At 40.6% G+C, this 19,838-nt stretch carries 12 protein-coding genes and 1 pseudogene; 11 read left to right on the top strand and 2 right to left on the bottom strand.

Annotation, left to right across the window (positions count from 1 at the left end):
* The first annotated feature begins 198 nt into the window (after positions 1-198).
* The 3 genes from topA (at position 199) to HYD28_11610 (ending at position 3,654) form a co-directional block, all read left to right on the top strand.
* Entirely contained in the window at positions 199-2,856 is a 2,658-nt protein-coding gene (gene topA / locus HYD28_11620) for a type I DNA topoisomerase (protein ID QLE09548.1), read from the top strand.
* Between the two features lie 147 nt (positions 2,857-3,003).
* Entirely contained in the window at positions 3,004-3,459 is a 456-nt protein-coding gene (locus HYD28_11615; protein ID QLE09547.1) for a carboxymuconolactone decarboxylase family protein, read from the top strand.
* A 9-nt stretch (positions 3,460-3,468) separates the two neighbouring features.
* Positions 3,469-3,654 (top strand): YrhK family protein, encoded by a 186-nt coding sequence (locus HYD28_11610; protein ID QLE09546.1) that lies wholly within the window; start codon positions 3,469-3,471, stop codon positions 3,652-3,654.
* 66 nt (positions 3,655-3,720) lie between these two features.
* On the opposite strand, the gene HYD28_11605 is transcribed toward HYD28_11610, so the two are convergent.
* Positions 3,721-3,963, bottom strand: a complete 243-nt coding sequence (locus HYD28_11605; GenBank protein ID QLE09545.1) for a hypothetical protein — start codon at positions 3,961-3,963, stop codon at positions 3,721-3,723.
* 240 nt (positions 3,964-4,203) lie between these two features.
* On the opposite strand from HYD28_11605, the gene HYD28_11600 reads away from it, so the two are divergent.
* On the top strand, positions 4,204-4,752 hold the full coding sequence (locus HYD28_11600) for a TIGR00645 family protein (protein QLE09544.1): 549 nt from the start codon (positions 4,204-4,206) through the stop codon (positions 4,750-4,752).
* Between the two features lie 59 nt (positions 4,753-4,811).
* Here the strand turns inward: HYD28_11600 and HYD28_11595 are convergent, their stop codons facing one another.
* Positions 4,812-6,437, bottom strand: a complete 1,626-nt coding sequence (locus HYD28_11595; GenBank protein ID QLE09543.1) for an alpha-glucosidase — start codon at positions 6,435-6,437, stop codon at positions 4,812-4,814.
* 683 nt (positions 6,438-7,120) lie between these two features.
* On the opposite strand from HYD28_11595, the gene HYD28_11590 reads away from it, so the two are divergent.
* The 7 genes and pseudogenes from HYD28_11590 (at position 7,121) to HYD28_11560 (ending at position 19,729) form a co-directional block, all read left to right on the top strand.
* Entirely contained in the window at positions 7,121-9,910 is a 2,790-nt protein-coding gene (locus HYD28_11590) for a TonB-dependent receptor (GenBank protein ID QLE09542.1), read from the top strand.
* 105 nt (positions 9,911-10,015) lie between these two features.
* Positions 10,016-11,512 (top strand): tryptophan 7-halogenase, encoded by a 1,497-nt coding sequence (locus HYD28_11585; protein ID QLE09541.1) that lies wholly within the window; start codon positions 10,016-10,018, stop codon positions 11,510-11,512.
* Positions 11,513-11,514: 2 nt separating this feature from the next.
* Positions 11,515-13,365, top strand: coding sequence for a glycoside hydrolase family 13 protein (locus HYD28_11580; GenBank protein QLE09540.1), 1,851 nt, complete (start codon positions 11,515-11,517; stop codon positions 13,363-13,365).
* Positions 13,366-13,456: 91 nt separating this feature from the next.
* Positions 13,457-15,334, top strand: coding sequence for an alpha-amylase (locus HYD28_11575; protein QLE09539.1), 1,878 nt, complete (start codon positions 13,457-13,459; stop codon positions 15,332-15,334).
* Positions 15,327-16,811: an MFS transporter gene (locus tag HYD28_11570; GenBank protein QLE09538.1), complete on the top strand. Its 1,485-nt coding sequence runs from the start codon at positions 15,327-15,329 to the stop codon at positions 16,809-16,811. Before HYD28_11575 ends, HYD28_11570 begins: the two co-directional genes overlap by 8 nt.
* 12 nt (positions 16,812-16,823) lie before the next feature.
* On the top strand, positions 16,824-19,223 hold the full coding sequence (locus HYD28_11565) for a glucan 1,4-alpha-glucosidase (protein ID QLE09537.1): 2,400 nt from the start codon (positions 16,824-16,826) through the stop codon (positions 19,221-19,223).
* A 14-nt stretch (positions 19,224-19,237) separates the two neighbouring features.
* A pseudogene (locus HYD28_11560) lies at positions 19,238-19,729 on the top strand (DUF1287 domain-containing protein).
* Positions 19,730-19,838 lie beyond the last annotated feature (109 nt).

Below are 19,838 nucleotides of genomic sequence, written 5' to 3'. Positions count from 1 at the left end.
TTAGCAACAAAAATTGTTTAATTATTCAGTCAATGAAGAAAAGTTTCGATTAAAAGCTTGTAACAATTGGTGTTTGTAGATATACCTATAAATATTCGTGCTCCAATGTTAAAAAATCATACTTATTTGTTTAATGTGATGGATATACATTTATAAGGGCAAAAAACTTTTAAAATATTCGGTCAGAAATAGGCAGCTATGGGCAAATCACTTGTAATTGTAGAGTCTCCAGCAAAGGCAAAAACAATTAATAAATACTTAGGTAACGATTTCATCGTAAAGTCCAGTGTTGGGCATGTGCGTGATCTACCAACTTCAGGTTCAGGCAAAACGAAAACTGCAGCGACGAAAACGCCTGCTGAAGTTCGAAAAATGTCACCAGAAGAAAAAGCTGCCTACAAAAAGCAACGCGATTATAAAAATCTTGTTGCCCGCATGGGTATTGATCCTGAAAAAGGCTGGGAGCCACATTACGAAGTCTTGCCAGGCAAAGAGAAAGTTGTTCAAGAATTAAAAAAACTTGCTGAAAATGCAGATAAAATCTATCTCGCAACCGATTTGGATAGAGAAGGGGAAGCCATTGCATGGCACCTCGAACAGATTATTGGTGGCGAGCCTGAAAAATATAAGCGAGTTGTTTTTAACGAAATTACGAAAAATGCTATTCAACAGGCATTCGAAACACCGGGCGAACTAAACACTGATATGGTGTATGCGCAGCAAGCACGTCGTTTCCTTGACCGTGTTGTAGGTTTTATGGTGTCGCCGCTATTATGGGCAAAAGTTGCTCGTGGCTTATCAGCTGGTCGTGTTCAATCTGTCGCGGTGCGTCTACTCGTTGAACGCGAACGTGAGATTAAAGCATTCATTCCTGAAGAGTTTTGGGATGTCCACGCTGATGTAAAAAATACTGAAGCAGCTTTAAGGTTAGAAGTTACCAAACACGCTGACAAGCCTTTTAAGCCAGTTAATGAAGAGCAGGCGATGTCTGCCGTTAGTCAACTTGAAAAAGCTGACTACAAGGTCATTAGTGTTGAAGAAAAGCCAAGCAAGAGTAAACCGAGTGCACCATTTATTACTTCAACCATGCAACAGGCAGCAAGTACGCGCCTAGGTTATGGTGTTAAGAAGACGATGATGTTGGCTCAACGCTTGTATGAAGCTGGCCACATTACTTACATGCGTACCGACTCAACTAACTTATCGAAAGATGCCGTTGAAATGTGTCGTGATTACGTGACTGAGCAATTTGGTGAAAAGTATTTACCTAAAGCACCTATCAGCTATAGTTCTAAAGGCAATGCACAAGAGGCTCACGAAGCGATTCGTCCTTCGAGTGTCACTGTGTTATCTGGTCATTTAGATGGTGTTGAGGCCGATGCTAAAAAGTTATATGAACTAATTTGGCGTCAGTTTGTTGCTTGCCAAATGGTCCCTGCAGAATACGATTTAACAACTTTAACGGTTGGCGCGGGTGATTATCAATTAAAAGCAAAAGGCCGTGTGCTTCGCTTTGACGGTTGGACAAAAGTTCAGCCAGCTGTTCGTAAGAAAAACGAAGAAGATCAGTCACTGCCTGCAGTTAAAGAAGGTGATGTACTCACGCTAGTAGAGTTAGACCCTAAACAACATTTTACAAAGCCACCAGCACGCTTTAGTGAAGCAAGCTTAGTTAAAGAATTAGAAAAGCGTGGTATCGGTCGTCCTTCAACGTATGCATCTATCATCTCAACAATTCAAGACCGTGGTTATGTGCGTGTTGAGAACCGTCGTTTCTTCGCTGAAAAAATGGGTGAGATTGTTACGGACCGGTTAGTTGAAAACTTCGAAGATCTAATGAACTTTGATTTTACCGCTAAGATGGAAGGTCGTCTGGATGATATCGCAGAAGGTGAACGTGTCTGGACACAAGTACTAGATAAGTTTTATGCGGATTTTTCAACCCAGCTTGAAGTTGCCTCAGGTGATGAAGAGCACGGCGGTATGCGCCAAAATCAAATGGTTGAAACCGACATCGATTGTCCAACCTGTGGTCGCAAGATGGGTATCCGAACTGCATCAACCGGTGTGTTCTTAGGCTGTACGGGTTACAACCTGCCACCAAAAGAGCGTTGCACAACAACTATGAACTTGGTGCCAGGCGATGAAGCAATTGCTGCAGATGTTGAAGACGTCGAAACAGAATCACTGATGCAAATGAAGCGTTGTCCAATCTGTGAAACGGCAATGGATTCATACTTAATCGATGAAACACGCAAATTACATGTATGTGGTAACAACCCTGCGTGTAAAGGATATATCGTTGAACAAGGTACCTTTAAAATTAAAGGTTACGACGGCCCCATTATTGAATGTGATAAATGTGGTTCAGATATGCAGTTAAAATCAGGTCGTTTTGGTAAGTACTTTGGCTGTAGTAATGAAGAGTGTAAAAATACTCGTAAGTTACTTAAAAATGGTGAAGCTGCACCGCCGAAGGAAGATCCAGTTCATTTACCTGAGCTAGAGTGTGAAAAATCAGAAGCTTATTTTGTACTGCGTGATGGTGCATCGGGTATTTTCTTAGCTGCAAATACCTTCCCTAAATCACGTGAAACGCGTGCGCCTAAAGTTGAAGAGTTAAAACGCTTCAGAGACCGCATTTCTGAAAAGTTTTACTATCTTGCCGATGCGCCGGCACAAGACCCTGATGGCAATCCTTCAATTGTACGTTACAGCCGTAAAAATAAAGAGCAGTATGTAATGAGTGAAGTAGATGGCAAAGCCACAGGCTGGACTGCTCACTACCAAAATGGAAAATGGGTAGAAGAGAGTAAAAAGAAAGCGCCTAAGAAAAAAGCGGCGACTAAAAAGTAAGTTTACATCTATTTAGATCATAAAAAGGGATTGCAGTTGCAATCCTTTTTTTTGTGCTTTTATGACATTTGCTAATGTCGTTTTTTACCAATCTTTGCTTTTAATCAGTTGCTATTCTGTCTCCATTATTAAGATAGGAGATTTATAATGCAAACTCGTTTATCCCAACAGCAGGTATATTCACTTAACCCAGGACTTGTTGAACATTTAACTGGACTGAGCACACTACCAGAAGATTCAAAAATAACTAGTAGGATTGTAGATCTAGTAAGACTCAGAGTGTCGCAAATAAATGGCTGTGGATTTTGTCAGCATATGCACTCAGCAGAGTTAAGACGCCATGGAGAGCATCAGCAACGATTAGATGTATTGGCTGCTTGGCGTGAAGTTCCAGTGTTCTCAGAGGAAGAAGTTTCAGCATTAGCCTGGGCAGAAGCATTAACAAATGTCATTGATAAGCATGTTGAAGACAATGTGTACAACCAAGTGTCTTTAATATTTACTGAAAAAGATGTCGTGGCACTGACGGCAATTGTGTTAGAGATTAATAGTTGGAACCGTATCGTTAAAGCGTTTCACTTTATCCCTGAGTTAACGGAGTAGAGAATAATTATGAAGTTTACACTCGCACCTAGGGTTAATGCGTTGGTAAATATATTATCAGCATGCGCCTTTTTCTTTGGTAGTACCTTATTTTTACCTGCATTTATAGAATATGCCACATTGGGGGTGGTGTTATTCATGATAGGTTCGTCATTATTTTTATTAAGTGCATTCGCTGATTATTACAGCAATTAATAACAAAAAACCGGAGCGCACATCTTTGTGTCATTCCGGTTTTCCATATTCTAAGCTGGCGTAAAATTAGATTTGTACGTCTTTTACTTTTTTATAGCCTTCAGCTTCAAGCTCATCGTTCACACACTTTAATACGTATGGCTTTAATTCTTCGTTGCTGATGTCATCATCTTTTGCCCAGTTTAAACACATTTCGGTGTATTCTTTGATCATTTCAGCTGATGCTTCTGGTGCTTCATTAGCGATTGCATTCGTTGCTGACACGCTTAAAACAGGTGCCAAAATTAGTGCTAGCAATGCTTTTTTCATTTAATTATTCCTAATCAACAAAAGTAATTATTACCGGCTCAATTGCACAGTAATGGTGCGCAATGTGTATCTCACTTTGCTTGAGTGAATTTATAAACTAAATTTCAAAAAAAGATAACGAAATTTTTTTATCGTAAAGATAAGCAAAAAATAACCACTATTTTTACCTCTAAGGCTAGCAATGGTGAAGCTAATACACGTATTATCGCGCTAATTTTAAAAAGAAAAGTGAATTAAGTTATGTCTGAACAAGTGACTCATCCAAAAATAAAGAAAGTACCAAGCAAGCTAGAACACGTTGTTGAGAGTTTTATTTTTCGCTCGCGTTGGTTATTAGCGCCATTCTTTATTGGCTTATTAGTCGCTGTGGTATTACTGCTGCTAAAGTTCTTTAAATACTTATACAGTATGGCCTTAAATACGTTCACTGCGTCAAACCAAGAGCTTTTGGTGGGCATTTTGACCTTAGTTGACACTGCGCTACTAGCAGGGCTTTTGCTTATTATCATTTTCAGTGGTTACGAAAACTTTGTTTCAAAGTTAAATATAGAAAATCACGAAGATCGACCTGTTTGGATGGGTAAGGTTGGTTTCTCGGGTCTTAAGATGAAATTGATCAGTGCAATTGTTGCTATTTCGGCTGTCGAGCTTTTAAAAGTGTTTATCAGCTCAAACAATCATTCCACAGATGAGTTACTCTGGAAGGTGTTAATTCATGTTACTTTTGTGGTGTCGGGGGTGTTATTTGCGCTAACGGATTACATAAATAGTAAAACCATGAACCATTAATAGCAATCTTCCATAAAAAAGCCCTGCAATAGCAGGGCTTGGTTTTTAACAACTGATTCTTAATTCAGGGTTGCGTAAAAGCAACCGAACCCGGGCAGAGTGACTGTATTATTGTTTAATTCAGCTGTGTGATGAGAGATCTCAGTATGCTGTGAAGACACAGAGTCAGAGATTGTCAGTTCACTACTTTGCGCAGCCAAGTTAAATGCACAAAGCATTTTAGTGTCGTTAAGCGTTCGATAAAAAGCAAGCACAGGCTCTTGCGTATCTATAAATTCAATATCGCCTTCTAAGAGAACGTTTTTATCTTTACGCCATGCCATAAATTCACGGTAGGCATTCAAAATCGAATCTTTATCTTGATCTTGCGTATTTACTGCAACTGATTTGTGCGCATCGCCCACAGGTAACCAAGGTTTTACTGATGAGAAGCCAGCTTGCTCTGCATCCGTTGCATCCCAAGGCATCGGTGTACGACAACCGTCACGGCCTTTAAAGTTTGGCCAGAATGTGATGCCATATGGGTCTTGTAAGTCTTCAAATGCAACTTCAGCTTCACCTAAACCAAGCTCTTCACCTTGGTACATACATACGCTGCCACGTAATGAAGCAAGTAGGGCTGTTAGCATCTTACATTGCTGAGGCTCAATTTTTTCACCTTGACTCCAACGGCTAGCAACACGTTCAACGTCGTGGTTGCTAAATGCCCAACATGGCCAACCTTCAGTCATGCGCTGCTCTAAAGTGCTAACTGTATTACGAATATATTCCGCGCTATAGTCGTTTGTCAGTAGCTCAAAGCTATAACCCATATGAAGTTTGTCACCACCTGATGTGTACTCAGCCATGGTTGCTAGTGAGTCTTCTGATGAAATCTCACCTAGAGCAACTGTGCCTGGGTACTTGTTTAGTAGGGCGCGGATGTCCTGCATAAAACTAAGGTTCTCAGGTTGCGTATTATTGTAGTAGTGATACTGGAACGCATATGGGTTGTCTTCGCTAAAGCCTCGGCCTTGACGCTTCTCTGGTGGCTTAGCTGGATTATCACGTAATTGAGCATCGTGATAGCAAAAGTTGATTGCATCTAAGCGGAAACCATCAACGCCTTTCTTAAGCCAAAACTCAACATTATCTAATACTGCTTTACGAACTTCAGGGTTATGGAAGTTTAAATCTGGCTGCTCAGCAAAGAAGTTATGTAAGTAATATTGACCACGACGCGGTTCCCATTGCCATGCAGGGCCACCAAAAATTGATAACCAGTTATTTGGTTGTGTGCCATCAGGCTTTGCATCAGCCCATACATACCAATCAGCTTTGTCGTTAGTTTTATCTTCACGGCTATCAAGGAACCATTGATGTTGATCAGAGGTATGGCTCAATACCTGATCAATAATGATCTTAATATCACGTTGGTGCGCTTGTGCAATGAGTTCATCAAAATCATCAAGGTTACCAAACAATGGGTCGATATCACGGTAGTCACTGATGTCATAACCAAAGTCTTTCATTGGCGATTTAAAGAAAGGTGAAACCCAAATAGCATCAACACCTAGGCTTTTAATGTAATCAATGCGATCAATGATACCTTTGATATCACCAATGCCATCGCCATTGGTGTCTTGGAAACTGCGCGGGTAAACTTGATAAATAACCGCACCTTTATACCACTGCTTTTGAGCCATGTTTTTCTCCATCGTGACACTCAGTGTATGTAAACTGTTAGGCAACCGTTAATGCAATATGTTGCCGGAATGTCAAAAGCATACGTGAAGGGTGAGATACTGTAAAAACTCTGCATACGTATGCACGCCAAATTCATCTATGTGCTCAGTAAAATTCATTAACTTGATTTAAAAGTAAACAACTCGAATATCAATTAATAAAACTTACCAATTAGATATTCCTTCTCTTATCAACAAATGAAAACTCCAGCTTGGTGCATAAAATAGCTGGATTACACCAGAATGGTGCACCATCACAATTGGTAAGACCAATTATCATTGTTGCAGGTCTGTTCCTAATATAATTGCGTCATGTCGCTATTTAAGCGAGATAAATGGCTTAGTATCCATTTCTGTAACCAAATTAGGTTCTTAAATATAGCAAAAATGTTTCATTACTATTAACTAAGACGTAAAAATCATTAAACACTTTAAATTCAGTGGGTTGAAGGTTGGTTTTGTAAAAATGTTGTTAATTTTTGTGAGGGTGAGCTACGCTGAATACGTATGCATAAATTTGTTAAGAAAATAATCAGAGCGTTAATATTCAATTCGACAACAAAATCAGTCAGCGAATTTCAGCTATTATGTTAATGAATAACTGCAACACGTTGGCATTACAATTTGGGTAATGGGAAAACATCATGTCTATGTTCAAACCAAGTATATTAACTCTGGCTTTAACAGCCGCAGGTTTAAATAGCTTTGTAGCGTATGCTGCAGAAGAAGACCAAAAAGCGAAAAACGATAACGTTGAAGTTATCGAAGTTAAAGGTTTTCGTGGCAGTGTTGTAGAATCTATTAATACTAAACGCTTCACTCCTGAAGTTGTTGAGTCAATCTCTGCAGAAGATATCGGTAAATTACCTGATTCATCAATTGCAGAATCAATCGCACGCCTTCCTGGTTTAACAGCACAACGCCTAGACGGTCGAGCTAGCCGTGTAAGTGTTCGTGGTTTCAGTGAAAACGAAAGTGCAACGACATTCAACGGTCGTGAGCAAGTATCAATCGGTGACAACCGTGGTGTAGAATTTGACCTTTATCCATCAGAAATTATGAGTGGCGTAACGGTATACAAAACACCAAGTGCAGGTATTGAAGCTGAAGGTATTGCTGGTGTAATCGACATGCAAACTGTGAAACCTTTAAGTAAAGGTGAACAAGTTATCATGTTCAACGGTCAATATGAGCAAACAGGTTTTGATAAATTAAATCCAGACGGTGACGACCAAGGTTTCCGCGGTACGTTCTCATACATTGACCAATTTGCTGATGACACAATCGGTGTTGCATTTGCATACAACACGATGAGCTCACCAAACCAAGAAAAACGTTGGAACTCGTGGGGTTATCCTGAGTTTACGGGTGAAGATGGCAATACATACTCAATTTTAGGTGGTGCTAAGCCATTTGTACGTTCATCGACTCTTGAGCGTGATACAGCAATGCTTGTAATTGAAGCTGCGCCGACTGATCGCTTAAACATGACATTTGATGCCTTATATGTAGATTTCTCAGATGAAAAAATCCTACGTGGTATAGAAGTTCCATTCGCATGGGGCCAAGGTTCAATCGACCCAAGTTCAGCAGTTGTTGACGCTGACACTGGTTTCATTACTAGTGCAGTAACAGAAGGCCAACGTGTTGTTGTTCGTAATGACTACGAAGAGCGTAATGCTGAGCTCACTCAGTTTGGTTTTAATGCAAAATATGACATTAGCGATGATTGGTCAGTAGAATTTGACGTAAGCCGTTCTGAAGTTGAACGTCAAATTTGGAGTATCGAAAGCTACTCAGGTACAGGTCGTGGTGACGCGAATGGTGTTGCTGATACAATCGGCTATGAGTTTGACGGTGGTAACACTGGCGCGCAATTTAGTCATAACCTTGATTACAGTGATTATGACTTAATTCAACTTGGTGGCCCATTATCTTGGGGTGCAAGTGCTGCACTTAATGACAAGTATGGTTTAACAGGTACTGAGTATCAAAATACAGCGCAAGATGGCTTTATTAATGCGCCAGAAATTAATGATGAACTAAGCACATTAAAACTTGCTGCAAGCAAAGTACTTGATAATGCTTACATCAGCCGAGTGTCATTTGGTATGTCATACCGTGACCGTGAAAAGAGTAAGTTGTCGGAAGGTTACTTCATGACATTAAAAGACTTCTCTTTATCGAACCCTGGCATGGTATCAATCCCGGAGCAATACCGCTTAGGTACAGCGAGTCTTGATTTCATCGGCATGGGTAACATGGTTGCTTATGATACCAATGGTTTAGTAAATGATGGTTATTATAACCTTCTTCAAGAAAGCCTTACTGATTCAAAGCACAAAACACAATCTTGGACTGTACAAGAAGAAGTAACAGCATTCTTTGCTCAAGCTGATATCAATGCTGAGCTGGGTTCAATCCCTGTAACAGGTAATATTGGTGTTCGTTATGTGAAAACTGAACAGTCTTCACAGGGTTTTGCTGCAAACACTGTTGATGGTTTAGTTGTTGTATCAGAGACCGATGTAAGCCATGACTACAGCCACTTCTTACCAAGCATCAATTTATCGTTTGCAATTGATGAAGAGCAAACTGTACGCTTCGGCGCAGCGAAAACGATTTCTCGTGCTCGCTTAGACGAAATGAACTCATCAGTTAATGCATCTTATAATCAACAACCAGATGAAAACGGTAACTACTGGAGTGTATCTGGTGGTAACCCAGAGCTTGAGCCTAAAGAAGCAACTGGTTTTGATTTAAGCTACGAAAATTACTTCCATGAAGAAGGTTATTTCGCTGCAGCTGTATTCTACAAAGATATCACTCAGTGGATTTTCGATGGTACTTATGAAATTGATATGAGTGGTGTAGCTGACCCGTCTACTGGTGAAATCCCTGCGACTTCAACTGGTACTGGTTCTGGTAAAGTAAATGGTGGTTCTGGTGACCTTTGGGGTTATGAGCTTTCATTAACACTACCGTTCACAATGTTCAGCGAATCTTTAGACGGTTTTGGCCTAATCGCAAGCCATACAGGTGTTGAGCAAGACTTAACTGACCAAAATGGTAACGACTATGAGCTACCTGGCCTATCTGATCAAATCGATAGCTTAACAGTTTACTTTGAGCGTAATGGTTTCCAAGCGCGTACCAGCATGCGTAAGCGTAGCGACTTTAAAGGTGACGTATACGGTTTAGGTTTTGCTACTACACAAGTTGATATTAAAGGCGAAACAATTTGGGATGCTCAAATTGGTTATGACTTCAGCGAAGGTGGTGTAGAGAGCCTTGACGGTTTATCTGTCACTTTCCAAGTGCAAAACATCACTGAAGAGCCGTTTACATCACTACAAGGTGATAACTCACTTCAAGTACGTGATTACCAAGACTACGGTCGTACATTCCTGTTAGGCTTCAGCTATAAGCTGTAATTAGCTAAAACAGCGATAGAAAATTGCCCTTGTGATTTGTTTTACAAGGGCTTTTTTATATCAGTGAGCTACACTCAATGAATTGAATTTGGCGTTTGGTGTACTATGGAATCAAAAAAAATTACAAAGGTAGTGATTGCCGGTGGTGGTACCGCTGGTTGGATAACCGCTGCGTTACTTAATAAAGTACTTGGGAAAGTGCTTGATATCACGCTTATTGAATCAGCAGAAATTGGCACTGTTGGTGTAGGCGAAGCGAGCATTCCACCTATCTTGCATCTAAATGGTGCGCTTGGCATTTCTGAAAAAGAATTTATAAAGGCCACTGGCGCAACGATTAAACTAGGTATCGAGTTTGAAAATTGGCGCAGCCAAGGCCATAGCTATATGCATGCCTTTGGTGAGATAGGTAAAGACTTTCCGTTTTGTGAGTTTTATCATTTTTGGCTAAAAGCAAATCAAACACAAAACGCGCCTGATTTTTGGGATTTCTCACTTAATTACCAAGCTGCAAAAGCACATAAATTTTCCCACCTTAGTCATATTCCTAATACCCAATTAGCAGGCTTACATTATGCTTATCACTTTGATGCCACACGATATGGCGAGTTCTTAAAAGAATTAGCGCAATCACGGGGCGTAAAACGTATCGAAGGCAAAATTGAATCGATTAATCAATGCCATCAAAGCGGATATATTTCTTCTTTGCTGATGCAAAATGGCAAGCAAATAGATGGCGACTTATTTATTGATTGCACAGGCCTGCGTGCCTTATTGATAGAACAAACACTCAATACAGGTTTTGAAGATTGGTCACACTGGCTACCTTGTGATAGTGCTGTTGCAGTGCAAAGTGAATCCGCTACGGATGCAATTCCTTATACACGGTCAATTGCAAAAGACTCTGGTTGGCAATGGCAAATTCCATTACAGCATCGTGTAGGAAACGGCCTTGTATATTCGTCTCGTTTCTTATCTGATGAATCAGCTAAACAACAGCTTCTGGACAACTTACCAGCTAAGCCATTGACAGAGCCACGTATTATTAAATTTAAAACAGGGCGTCGTTTAAAGCAGTGGCATAAAAATGTGGTATCGGTTGGCTTATCGAGTGGTTTTTTAGAGCCTTTAGAATCGACTAGTATTCATTTAATTCAAAGTGCAGCCATTCGTTTAATTAAGTTTTTTCCTCATCAAGGTATTAAGCAAAGCTTAGTTGATGAATTTAATAAACAAAGTAAAACAGAATTTGAGCGAATTCGTGACTTTATTATCCTTCATTACAAGCTAACTGAACGTGATGACACTGCATTTTGGCGTTTTTGCAAAGGCATGGATATTCCAAGCAGTCTTAAAAATAAAATTGAGCTATTTAAATCCAGCGGCAAGCTCGTAAGAGAAGACGAAGAGCTATTTGCTGAAGTTGCTTGGCAGCAAGTCATGATAGGGCAAGGTCTTATTGCAGACGATCATCATCCATTAACTGATGCCTTATCTGATGAGCAGTTAAATGAGTTATTTAGTAATTTAAAAACGTTGATTAATAACACCGTAGAGCAGCTACCGAGTCACAGTCAATTTTTAGAAAAAGTACAAAATTAATTATGAAAAAAACACAGACATTTTTAGCGTTAACGACCGCATTTACTATTTTTAACTCGACAGCGAGTTTTGCACTTACCGCTTCACCAGAAAATTGGTGGGTTGGAATGCAAAACGATTCTTTGCAAGTAATGCTTTACGATAACAATATTGCTAACAAAGCGTGGCAAATGATGCCTTACAAGGGCGTTGAGTTTAAAGGGGTGACAACAACAAATAACCCTAACTACGCTTTTTTAGATTTAAACATCAGCGATAATACAAAGCCGGGAAAACTGACTTTTAAAGCTGAAGATGGCACAACGTTTACTTACCCATTAAATGCTCGAGATAAGCAAAGTGCCAACCGCGATGGCTTTACAAACAAAGATACGCTGTATTTAATCAATCCTGATCGCTTTGTAAATGGTGACCCAAGTAACGACAGCGTTGCAGGTATGCAGGAGGCTGCAAATCCGAGCTTCAAAGGAGGTCGTCATGGCGGTGATATTCAAGGTGTTATTAATAGCTTAGATTATCTTGAGGACTTAGGTGTAACGCAACTTTGGTTAACACCTGTGCTTGAAAATGACATGCCAAGTTATTCTTATCATGGTTATGCTATTACTGACTTCTACAAGGTTGATCCGCGTATGGGCAGTAATGCGCTTTATAAAACCTTATCAGCAGAAGCGAAAGAGCATGGTATCGGCTTAGTGATGGACATGGTACTTAACCACTTTGGTTCATCGCATCAGTGGATGGCTGACATGCCAACAGTAGATTGGGTTAACTTTGATGGCAAGTTTGAAAACGGTAAAAATGCCACAAGCCACGCCAGACAAACAATTCAAGACCCTCATGCCAGCCAATACGATAAACGTCAATTTAATGATGGGTGGTTTGTTGAGTCGATGCCTGATTTAAATCAGCGCCAGCCGTTACTCTCAACTTATTTGATTCAAAATGCCATTTGGTGGATTGAATACGCCAACTTAAGCGGCATTCGTGTTGATACCTATTCATACTCAGATAAAGCGTTTTTAGCCGATTGGACTAAAGCGATTATGACCGAGTATCCAAACTTTAATATTGTTGGCGAAGAGTGGACAACCAACCCGGCAATTGCATCTTATTGGCAGCGCGGCAAAGTCAATCAAGATGGATATACCTCTGATTTACCAAGTGTGATGGACTTTTCATTACAAGAAGCATTAATCCAAGCACTTAACGAAGAAGAAAGCTGGAATACAGGTTGGATAAAAGTATATCAATCGCTGGCGAATGACTTTTTATATGCTGATACAGATAACATTTTAGTGTTTGCTGATAACCATGACATGAGCCGTGTTTACACTGAGCTTGGTCAAGACCTCGCAAAAACTAAATTAGCCATGACGCTGCTGTTAACAACTCGCGGTATTCCACAAATCTATTACGGTACAGAGCTTTTGCTTGATAACACGCCAAGTAATGACCACGGTGATATTCGCATTGACTTCCCTGGTGGGTTTACGGGTCAAAAAACAAATGCATTCACAGGCAAAGGCCTTTCAACTGATCAGCAAGAGATGTTAAGTACCATTAAAAAACTGCTTAAGCTGCGCCTAGAAAAACCAGCGCTAAGTGAAGGTCGTTTAATGCATTTTTCACCAAAGCAAGGCGTTTACAGCTATGTGAGAGAGCATAATGGCCAAACTGTATTGGTCGTTCTTAACAAAAACCAACAAGCTATTGATTGGGATTTAAGCTACATGCAAGAAGTGCTGAAAGGCAATAATAAAGGACGCGATTTAATCAGCAAAAAACGCGTTGAACTTGCAGAGCCAATCCGCTTAAAAGCTATGCAAGCACGCTTAATCGAGCTTGAATAATTGCAACTAATAGGCTGAATACGTATGCATTTACTGTCCGTATGCAGCCCTTAACATTAGTATTAACTGATATTTACAGAAAAATGAAGTAATGATGACAACATACAAACTAACTGCGTTAGTAGTGGCTTCGGTTTTAGGTTTAACTGCCTGTGGTAACGATGCGCCAGTACAGCAGAACACGCAAAAGCAGCAATCAGAATCGAGCCAAGCATCTATCTCTAAGCCTGTGGTTTATCAAGTATTCACTCGATTATTTGGTAATACAAATACCACCAATAAACCGTGGGGTACATTAGAAGAAAATGGAGTAGGTAAATTCGCTGATTTTAATGATGCTGCATTACAAGGCATTAAAGAGCTAGGTACAACACATGTTTGGTACACAGGTGTACCGCGTCATGCTTTAGTAACTGACTATACCGAATACGGTTTGTCACAAGATGACCCTGATGTTGTAAAAGGCCGTGCAGGCTCACCTTATGCAGTGAAAGACTATTACGATGTTAATCCTGATTTAGCAATTAACCCTGAGCGCCGCTTAGAAGAGTTCGAAGAGCTAATCAATCGTACTCATGAGCACGGTATGAAAGTTGTTATTGATATTGTGCCAAACCATGTAGCGCGTAACTATGAGTCGGTCGCAAAGCCTGAAGGTGTTAAAGATTTTGGTGCTGAAGATGACACGACGAAAACTTATGCTCGCGATAATAACTTTTACTATGTAACAGGGCAGTCATTTCAAGTTCCTACCAGCGATAGCTACCAAGTGTTAGGTGGTAACCCGCATCCTCTAGCAGATAATCAGTTTGCTGAAACACCAGCAAAATGGACGGGTAATGGGGCACGTGCAGCTAAACCTGACATCAATGATTGGTACGAAACAGTTAAAATTAATTACGGCGTGAAGCCAGATGGCAGCTACGATTTCCCGACGCTACCTGCTGATTACGCTGATAAAGATTACCGTGCGCACTACGCATTTTGGCAAGATAAAGAGCTACCAAATAGCTGGTATAAATTCCGCGATATCGCGCTTTATTGGTTAGATAAAGGTGTCGATGGTTTTCGTTATGATATGGCAGAGATGGTGCCTGTTGAGTTCTGGAGCTTTTTAAATTCATCAATCAAGATGCAAAAAAGCGATGCCTTTATTTTGGCTGAGGTTTATAACCCAACGCTTTACCGCCCATATATCCAGCAAGGTAAGATGGATTACCTTTACGACAAAGTCGGTTTTTACGACACAGTTAAAGCTGTGATGCAAGGCAAGCAATCAGCGGATACTATTTTCGATATCCAAAGCCAAGTGGCTGATATTGAAGAGCACATGCTGCACTTTTTAGAAAACCATGATGAGCAACGTATTGCTAGCCCAGATTTCGCTGGCAGCAGTGAAAAAGGTAAGCCGGCTATGGTGGTTTCTACACTAATGTCGCGTTCGCCAACATTACTTTATTTTGGTCAAGCTGTCGGTGAAGATGGCTCTGAAGATGGTGGCTTTGGCGACCCAACCCGCACAAGTATCTTCGATTACATGGGTGTACCTGCGCATCAAGCGTGGATGAATAATGGTAAATTCGATGGTGGTGCGCTTTCAAAGCAGCAAGCTGATCTACGCGCTTACTACACTAAGTTAATGTCGTTAAACACGCTTCCTGCCATTGTTGGTGGTGACATGCAAGCGGTTGAATTGACGGGTTCAGAGCAAGTCATTGCTTTTACGCGTAAGCTTGGCCAACAACTGGTGCTTGTAGTAAGTAACTTTTCAGAGAACCCACAAAATGTTGAGCTTAACCTTAACCAAGCGTTGTTACCTAAGCTTAACCACAGTGATTTAACGTTAACTGATAACCTAGAAAATCATGCCGACATTGTGATTTCTGAGGCAACAACGAATGGGCCAATTCAATTACAAATGAATGGTTTAAGCAGTGCAGTATTTACTCTAAAGGCTGATTATGAATAATAACAAACCAACGCTAAGCTTTTGGCAAATATGGAATATGTGTTTTGGATTCTTAGGGATCCAATTTGGCTTTGCATTACAAAACGGTAATGTGAGCCGTATATTTCAAACCTTAGGTGCCAATGTTGATGACATTCCAATCCTTTGGGTTGCAGCGCCTCTTACAGGTCTTATTGTACAACCGATCATCGGTTATTGGAGCGATAAAACTTGGAATAAGTTAGGTCGCCGTCGTCCGTTCTTTTTTTATGGGGCTATTCTAACAACGTTATCGTTATTCGTTATGCCTAACTCACCAAGCCTTTGGATTGCAGCGGGTATGCTATGGATCATGGATGCGTCAATTAACGTGACCATGGAGCCATTCCGTGCACTTGTTAGTGATAACCTGCCTAAAAAGCAACGTGCAACTGGTTATGCAATGCAAAGTTTCTTCATTGGTATCGGTGCGGTTGTCGCGTCGGCATTACCTTGGATGATGACTAACTGGTTCGATATTGCCAATACAGCACCAGCTGGACAAATCCCAGATTCTGTAAAATTCTCGTTTTACTTTGGTGCAGTAGTTTTAATTATTGCAGTGTTTTGGACTGTGTTTACCACTAAAGAATATTCCCCAGAAGAGCTAGAAAGTTTTCATGAGCAAGAGCAAAGCAATGACTCGAGCGATGTTCAAAGCGATGTGAATTTTAACAAAGGGGCTGCAATTTTTACGGTTCTTGGCCTTGTCGTTCTTGGAATTGTTACAGGTCTATCTCTTGAAAAAGAGCTTTATTTGCTTGCTGGTGGTTTGATTAGTTTTGGTGTTATTCAATTTATAGCCGGTGCTCTAAAAGCTAAAAATGCAACCAGTGGTGGCTTTTATCAAGTTGTGAATGATGTATTCACTATGCCAGAAACAATGAAGCAATTAGCTTGGGTACAATTTTTTAGCTGGTTCTCATTGTTTGCAATGTGGATTTATACCACCTCGGCGGTAACAAGTTTCCACTATGGCAGCAGTGATACAAGCTCACTTGCATACAACAATGGTGCGGATTGGGTTGGTGTGTTATTTGCCGCTTACAATGGCTTTGCTGCCATTGCAGCACTGTGTATTCCGATTGTCGTTAAAAAAGTGGGACTAAAAATGGCCCATGCTATCAACCTAGTGTTAGGTGCATTAGGGCTGGTCAGCTTTATTGTTATTAAAGATCCAAGTTTACTGATCTGGCCAATGATTGGGGTTGGTTTTGCTTGGGCGTCAATTCTCTCTTTACCATACGCAATGTTAAGTACCTCAGTACCAAGTAAGAAAATGGGTGTGTACATGGGTATCTTTAACTTCTTTATTGTTATCCCGCAGCTTTTAGCGGCAAGCGTATTAGGCCTAATTTTACGCCACCTTTTTGATAATCAACCGATTTATGCGTTAGTGCTAGGTGCAGTGTCATTCGTACTAGCAGCGGTCGCCGTACTGCGCGTTAAGCAACAATAATAAGGACACACAATGAAAAAATTTAATCTAATTACAGCAAGCTTTTTAGCATTAGGTTTAACAGCTTGTAGTTCAGAACAATCAGCAAATATAGCGGTAGACCAAGTTTCTGCACCGGGTGCACCGGGTGTTGAGCCTTTTTGGGCATACTCTGGTAAAACAGGTATTGGTACCTCTTATGAGCAATACCAAGACGGTCACTATAGCGACGCAGCTGCTACCGGCAAAGTATCAAAAGTTTGGTTTTCAATTGCTAAAGGCATGATCACAGAAACCATGTTTGGTTTAATTCACCAAGCACAAATCAAAGATATGCAATTTGTTGTCGTTGGTAAAGATTTTACCGTAACAGAGAACGATGATCTGGATGTAAGCATTGATTATTTATATAAAGATGACGCAGGTCGCCCATTATCGCTTGCGTACAAAGTAGTAAGTAAAGACAAGCAAGGTCGTTTCACCTTAGAAAAACATATCTTTACAGATCCTAACGGGCAAACACTGTTTGTTCGTAGTGTATTTAATACAGACCTTGAAGATGTGAAAGCCTACGTTAATGTGAATCCTTATATCGATAACAATGGCTTAGATGATTTTGCAAAAGTGACTGACAAGGGTCTAGTTGCTTGGCAAGATGATAACTTTTTATCTTTACAAGCCGCTCAACCATTCAAACAAGCAAGCGTTGGCTTTACGGGTGTAAGTGATGGCTTAAAAGAGTTGAGAGCATCGCAATCATTACCAACTACTTACCAAATTACCGGTGATAAGTCGGGTAATGTAAGCTTACTTGCAGAGCTGGGCGAAGTATCAAAAAACACCACCTTTGATTTAGCTTTAAGCTTTGGTAAATCTGAAGTTGCAAGCCTAAAAGAAGGTCAAGCAAGTTTAAACCAAGGCTATCAAAAAGTGCTTGCTGCATATAACGGTGAAGGTGCTGCCATTGGTTGGCAAGACTACTTATCAAGCCTTGAACCTTTGAGCACATTAACTAACAGCACTGCTGATAATGGTAAGCTGCTCTATACCAGTGCTATGGTGTTAAAAGCGCAAGAAGATAAAACTCATGCAGGTGCTTTAATTGCGTCACTTTCTAACCCTTGGGGTGAAACGGTTTCGGCTAAAACAGGTTCTACCGGTTATAAAGCGGTTTGGGTTCGTGATTTCTATCAAGTTGCAATGGCATTTATGGCCATGGGTGATGCACGTACTGCTAAAACGGCGTTTGAGTATCTAGAAAAAGTACAAGTAACAGATAACACACCAGGCAATGGTGGTGACACTGGCTGGTTCTTACAAAAGACACATGTTGATGGTGAACTTGAGTGGGTAGGTGTACAGCTTGACCAAACAGCAATGCCAATTATGTTAGCTTGGAAACTTCATCAAGCAGGCGTACTTAGCGATCAAGAGCTGACAGATTGGTATGGCAAAATGTTAAAACCAGCTGCTGATTTCTTGGTTGATGGTGGCCTTGCCAAAATTCTTTGGAACGACACGCAAATTACACCTCCAGCAACGCAACAAGAGCGCTGGGAAGAACAAAATGGTTTTTCCCCATCAACAACAGCTGCGGTTGTTGCAGGTCTAGTGACAGCTGCTGATATTGCTAAAAAAGCAGGTGACACTAAAAATGCAGAGCGTTACCTAGCAACGGCTAAAACCTACAACAGTGAAATTGAAAGCACGATGTTTACGACTCAAGGTAACCTTAAGTCTGAAAACAGCGATGGTGAATATTTCATTCGTATCGGTCAAGACAAAGATCCAAACTCATCAACTACACTTAACGCCAATAACGGTCGTGAAGGCTTTGACAAAAAGCAAATCCTTGATGGTGGTTTCTTAGAGCTTGTACGCTATGGTGTACGTGATGCACTTGCTCCGAGCATTGTAAAAACATTACCAGAGTATGATGACGAAACTTTAGTTGATAACCTTCAAGTACGCTATACCTTTAACTTTGCTGATGGTTCGGGCTCATTCCCAGGCTACCGCCGCTATGGTAACGATGGTTACGGTGAAGACCAAATGACAGGTAACAACTACGCTGAAGGTGGTAACAACACCCCTGGTCAACGTGGGCGTGTATGGCCGTTTTTCACAGGTGAGCGTGGTCACTATGAAATCGCTGCGGCAAACGCAACCAATAGCCTAGATGCGATGAAGCAACAAGCGATTAAAGACACCTACGTAAAAGGAATGGAAGCTTTTGCCAATGAAGGCATGATGTTACCTGAACAAGTTTGGGATGGCGTAGGTAACAATAAAGCTGGTTATCAGTTAGGTGAGGGCACAAACTCGGCAACACCGCTTGCTTGGACTCACGCTGAATACATCAAGTTACTTCGTTCAGTGAGCGATAAACAAGTATGGGATCATTACCCAGTTGTTGAAGATGCATTGAAGTAAGTTTTACTAACGCATTGACACAAAAGCCACAGCACTTGCTGTGGCTTTTGTTTTTAAAGTTGCCTGCCTCTAAGTAGCGAACAAATCACTGCGTTGTTAATGATGGAAGCTATAAAAGAATTGCTTATCCAAATGATGATGTACCTGTCACTATTGGCATGTGTCCTGATGTCATAATTCGCAGTTATAGGACACTTGGAATCGATTTACAAGTACGCGTGAATGAAGGCATGCGTGATAACTTTACTTTATATCCATCAAGCAGAATATGAGGTCTAACAAAGTCGGATTCAAATATTGATCACCTTCGTGTCCCTTACTTACAGCATTTCTTTCAACGACATGTGCAGAGCCTGACTTTAAGTGAAGACGTTAGTAATTATAAAAGGAGAGATATTGTAACTTGGATACTATCTGGCAACTTACCCCATGTTGGAATAGTGACAGCTGAACTATAAGGAGTTACAACAAGGCCACTCATACTAACGATATGGCCTAATCACTAAGATATGTTACTTAATTACAAAATGACAGGACATTAACGTTATAAACCTAAAACCCTAGCATTTGCATTGGGCTTCAATTACTTACCATTTTAATATACATTTAAGTTAT

It is taken from the genome of Pseudoalteromonas shioyasakiensis (assembly GCA_013391845.1).
Lineage (GTDB): Bacteria > Pseudomonadota > Gammaproteobacteria > Enterobacterales > Alteromonadaceae > Pseudoalteromonas > Pseudoalteromonas apostichopi.
This window is presented reverse-complemented; position numbering and strand designations above follow the sequence as displayed.

Excerpts from the sequence above, each read along its gene's own strand:
- topA (QLE09548.1), top strand. The coding sequence starts at position 199 with ATGGGCAAATCACTTGTAATTGTAGAGTCTCCAGCAAAGGCAAAAACA.
- HYD28_11615 (QLE09547.1), top strand. The coding sequence starts at position 3,004 with ATGCAAACTCGTTTATCCCAACAGCAGGTATATTCACTTAACCCAGGA.
- HYD28_11610 (QLE09546.1), top strand. The coding sequence starts at position 3,469 with ATGAAGTTTACACTCGCACCTAGGGTTAATGCGTTGGTAAATATATTA.
- HYD28_11605 (QLE09545.1), bottom strand. The coding sequence starts at position 3,963 with ATGAAAAAAGCATTGCTAGCACTAATTTTGGCACCTGTTTTAAGCGTG.
- HYD28_11600 (QLE09544.1), top strand. The coding sequence starts at position 4,204 with ATGTCTGAACAAGTGACTCATCCAAAAATAAAGAAAGTACCAAGCAAG.
- HYD28_11595 (QLE09543.1), bottom strand. The coding sequence starts at position 6,437 with ATGGCTCAAAAGCAGTGGTATAAAGGTGCGGTTATTTATCAAGTTTAC.
- HYD28_11590 (QLE09542.1), top strand. The coding sequence starts at position 7,121 with ATGTCTATGTTCAAACCAAGTATATTAACTCTGGCTTTAACAGCCGCA.
- HYD28_11585 (QLE09541.1), top strand. The coding sequence starts at position 10,016 with ATGGAATCAAAAAAAATTACAAAGGTAGTGATTGCCGGTGGTGGTACC.
- HYD28_11580 (QLE09540.1), top strand. The coding sequence starts at position 11,515 with ATGAAAAAAACACAGACATTTTTAGCGTTAACGACCGCATTTACTATT.
- HYD28_11575 (QLE09539.1), top strand. The coding sequence starts at position 13,457 with ATGATGACAACATACAAACTAACTGCGTTAGTAGTGGCTTCGGTTTTA.
- HYD28_11570 (QLE09538.1), top strand. The coding sequence starts at position 15,327 with ATGAATAATAACAAACCAACGCTAAGCTTTTGGCAAATATGGAATATG.
- HYD28_11565 (QLE09537.1), top strand. The coding sequence starts at position 16,824 with ATGAAAAAATTTAATCTAATTACAGCAAGCTTTTTAGCATTAGGTTTA.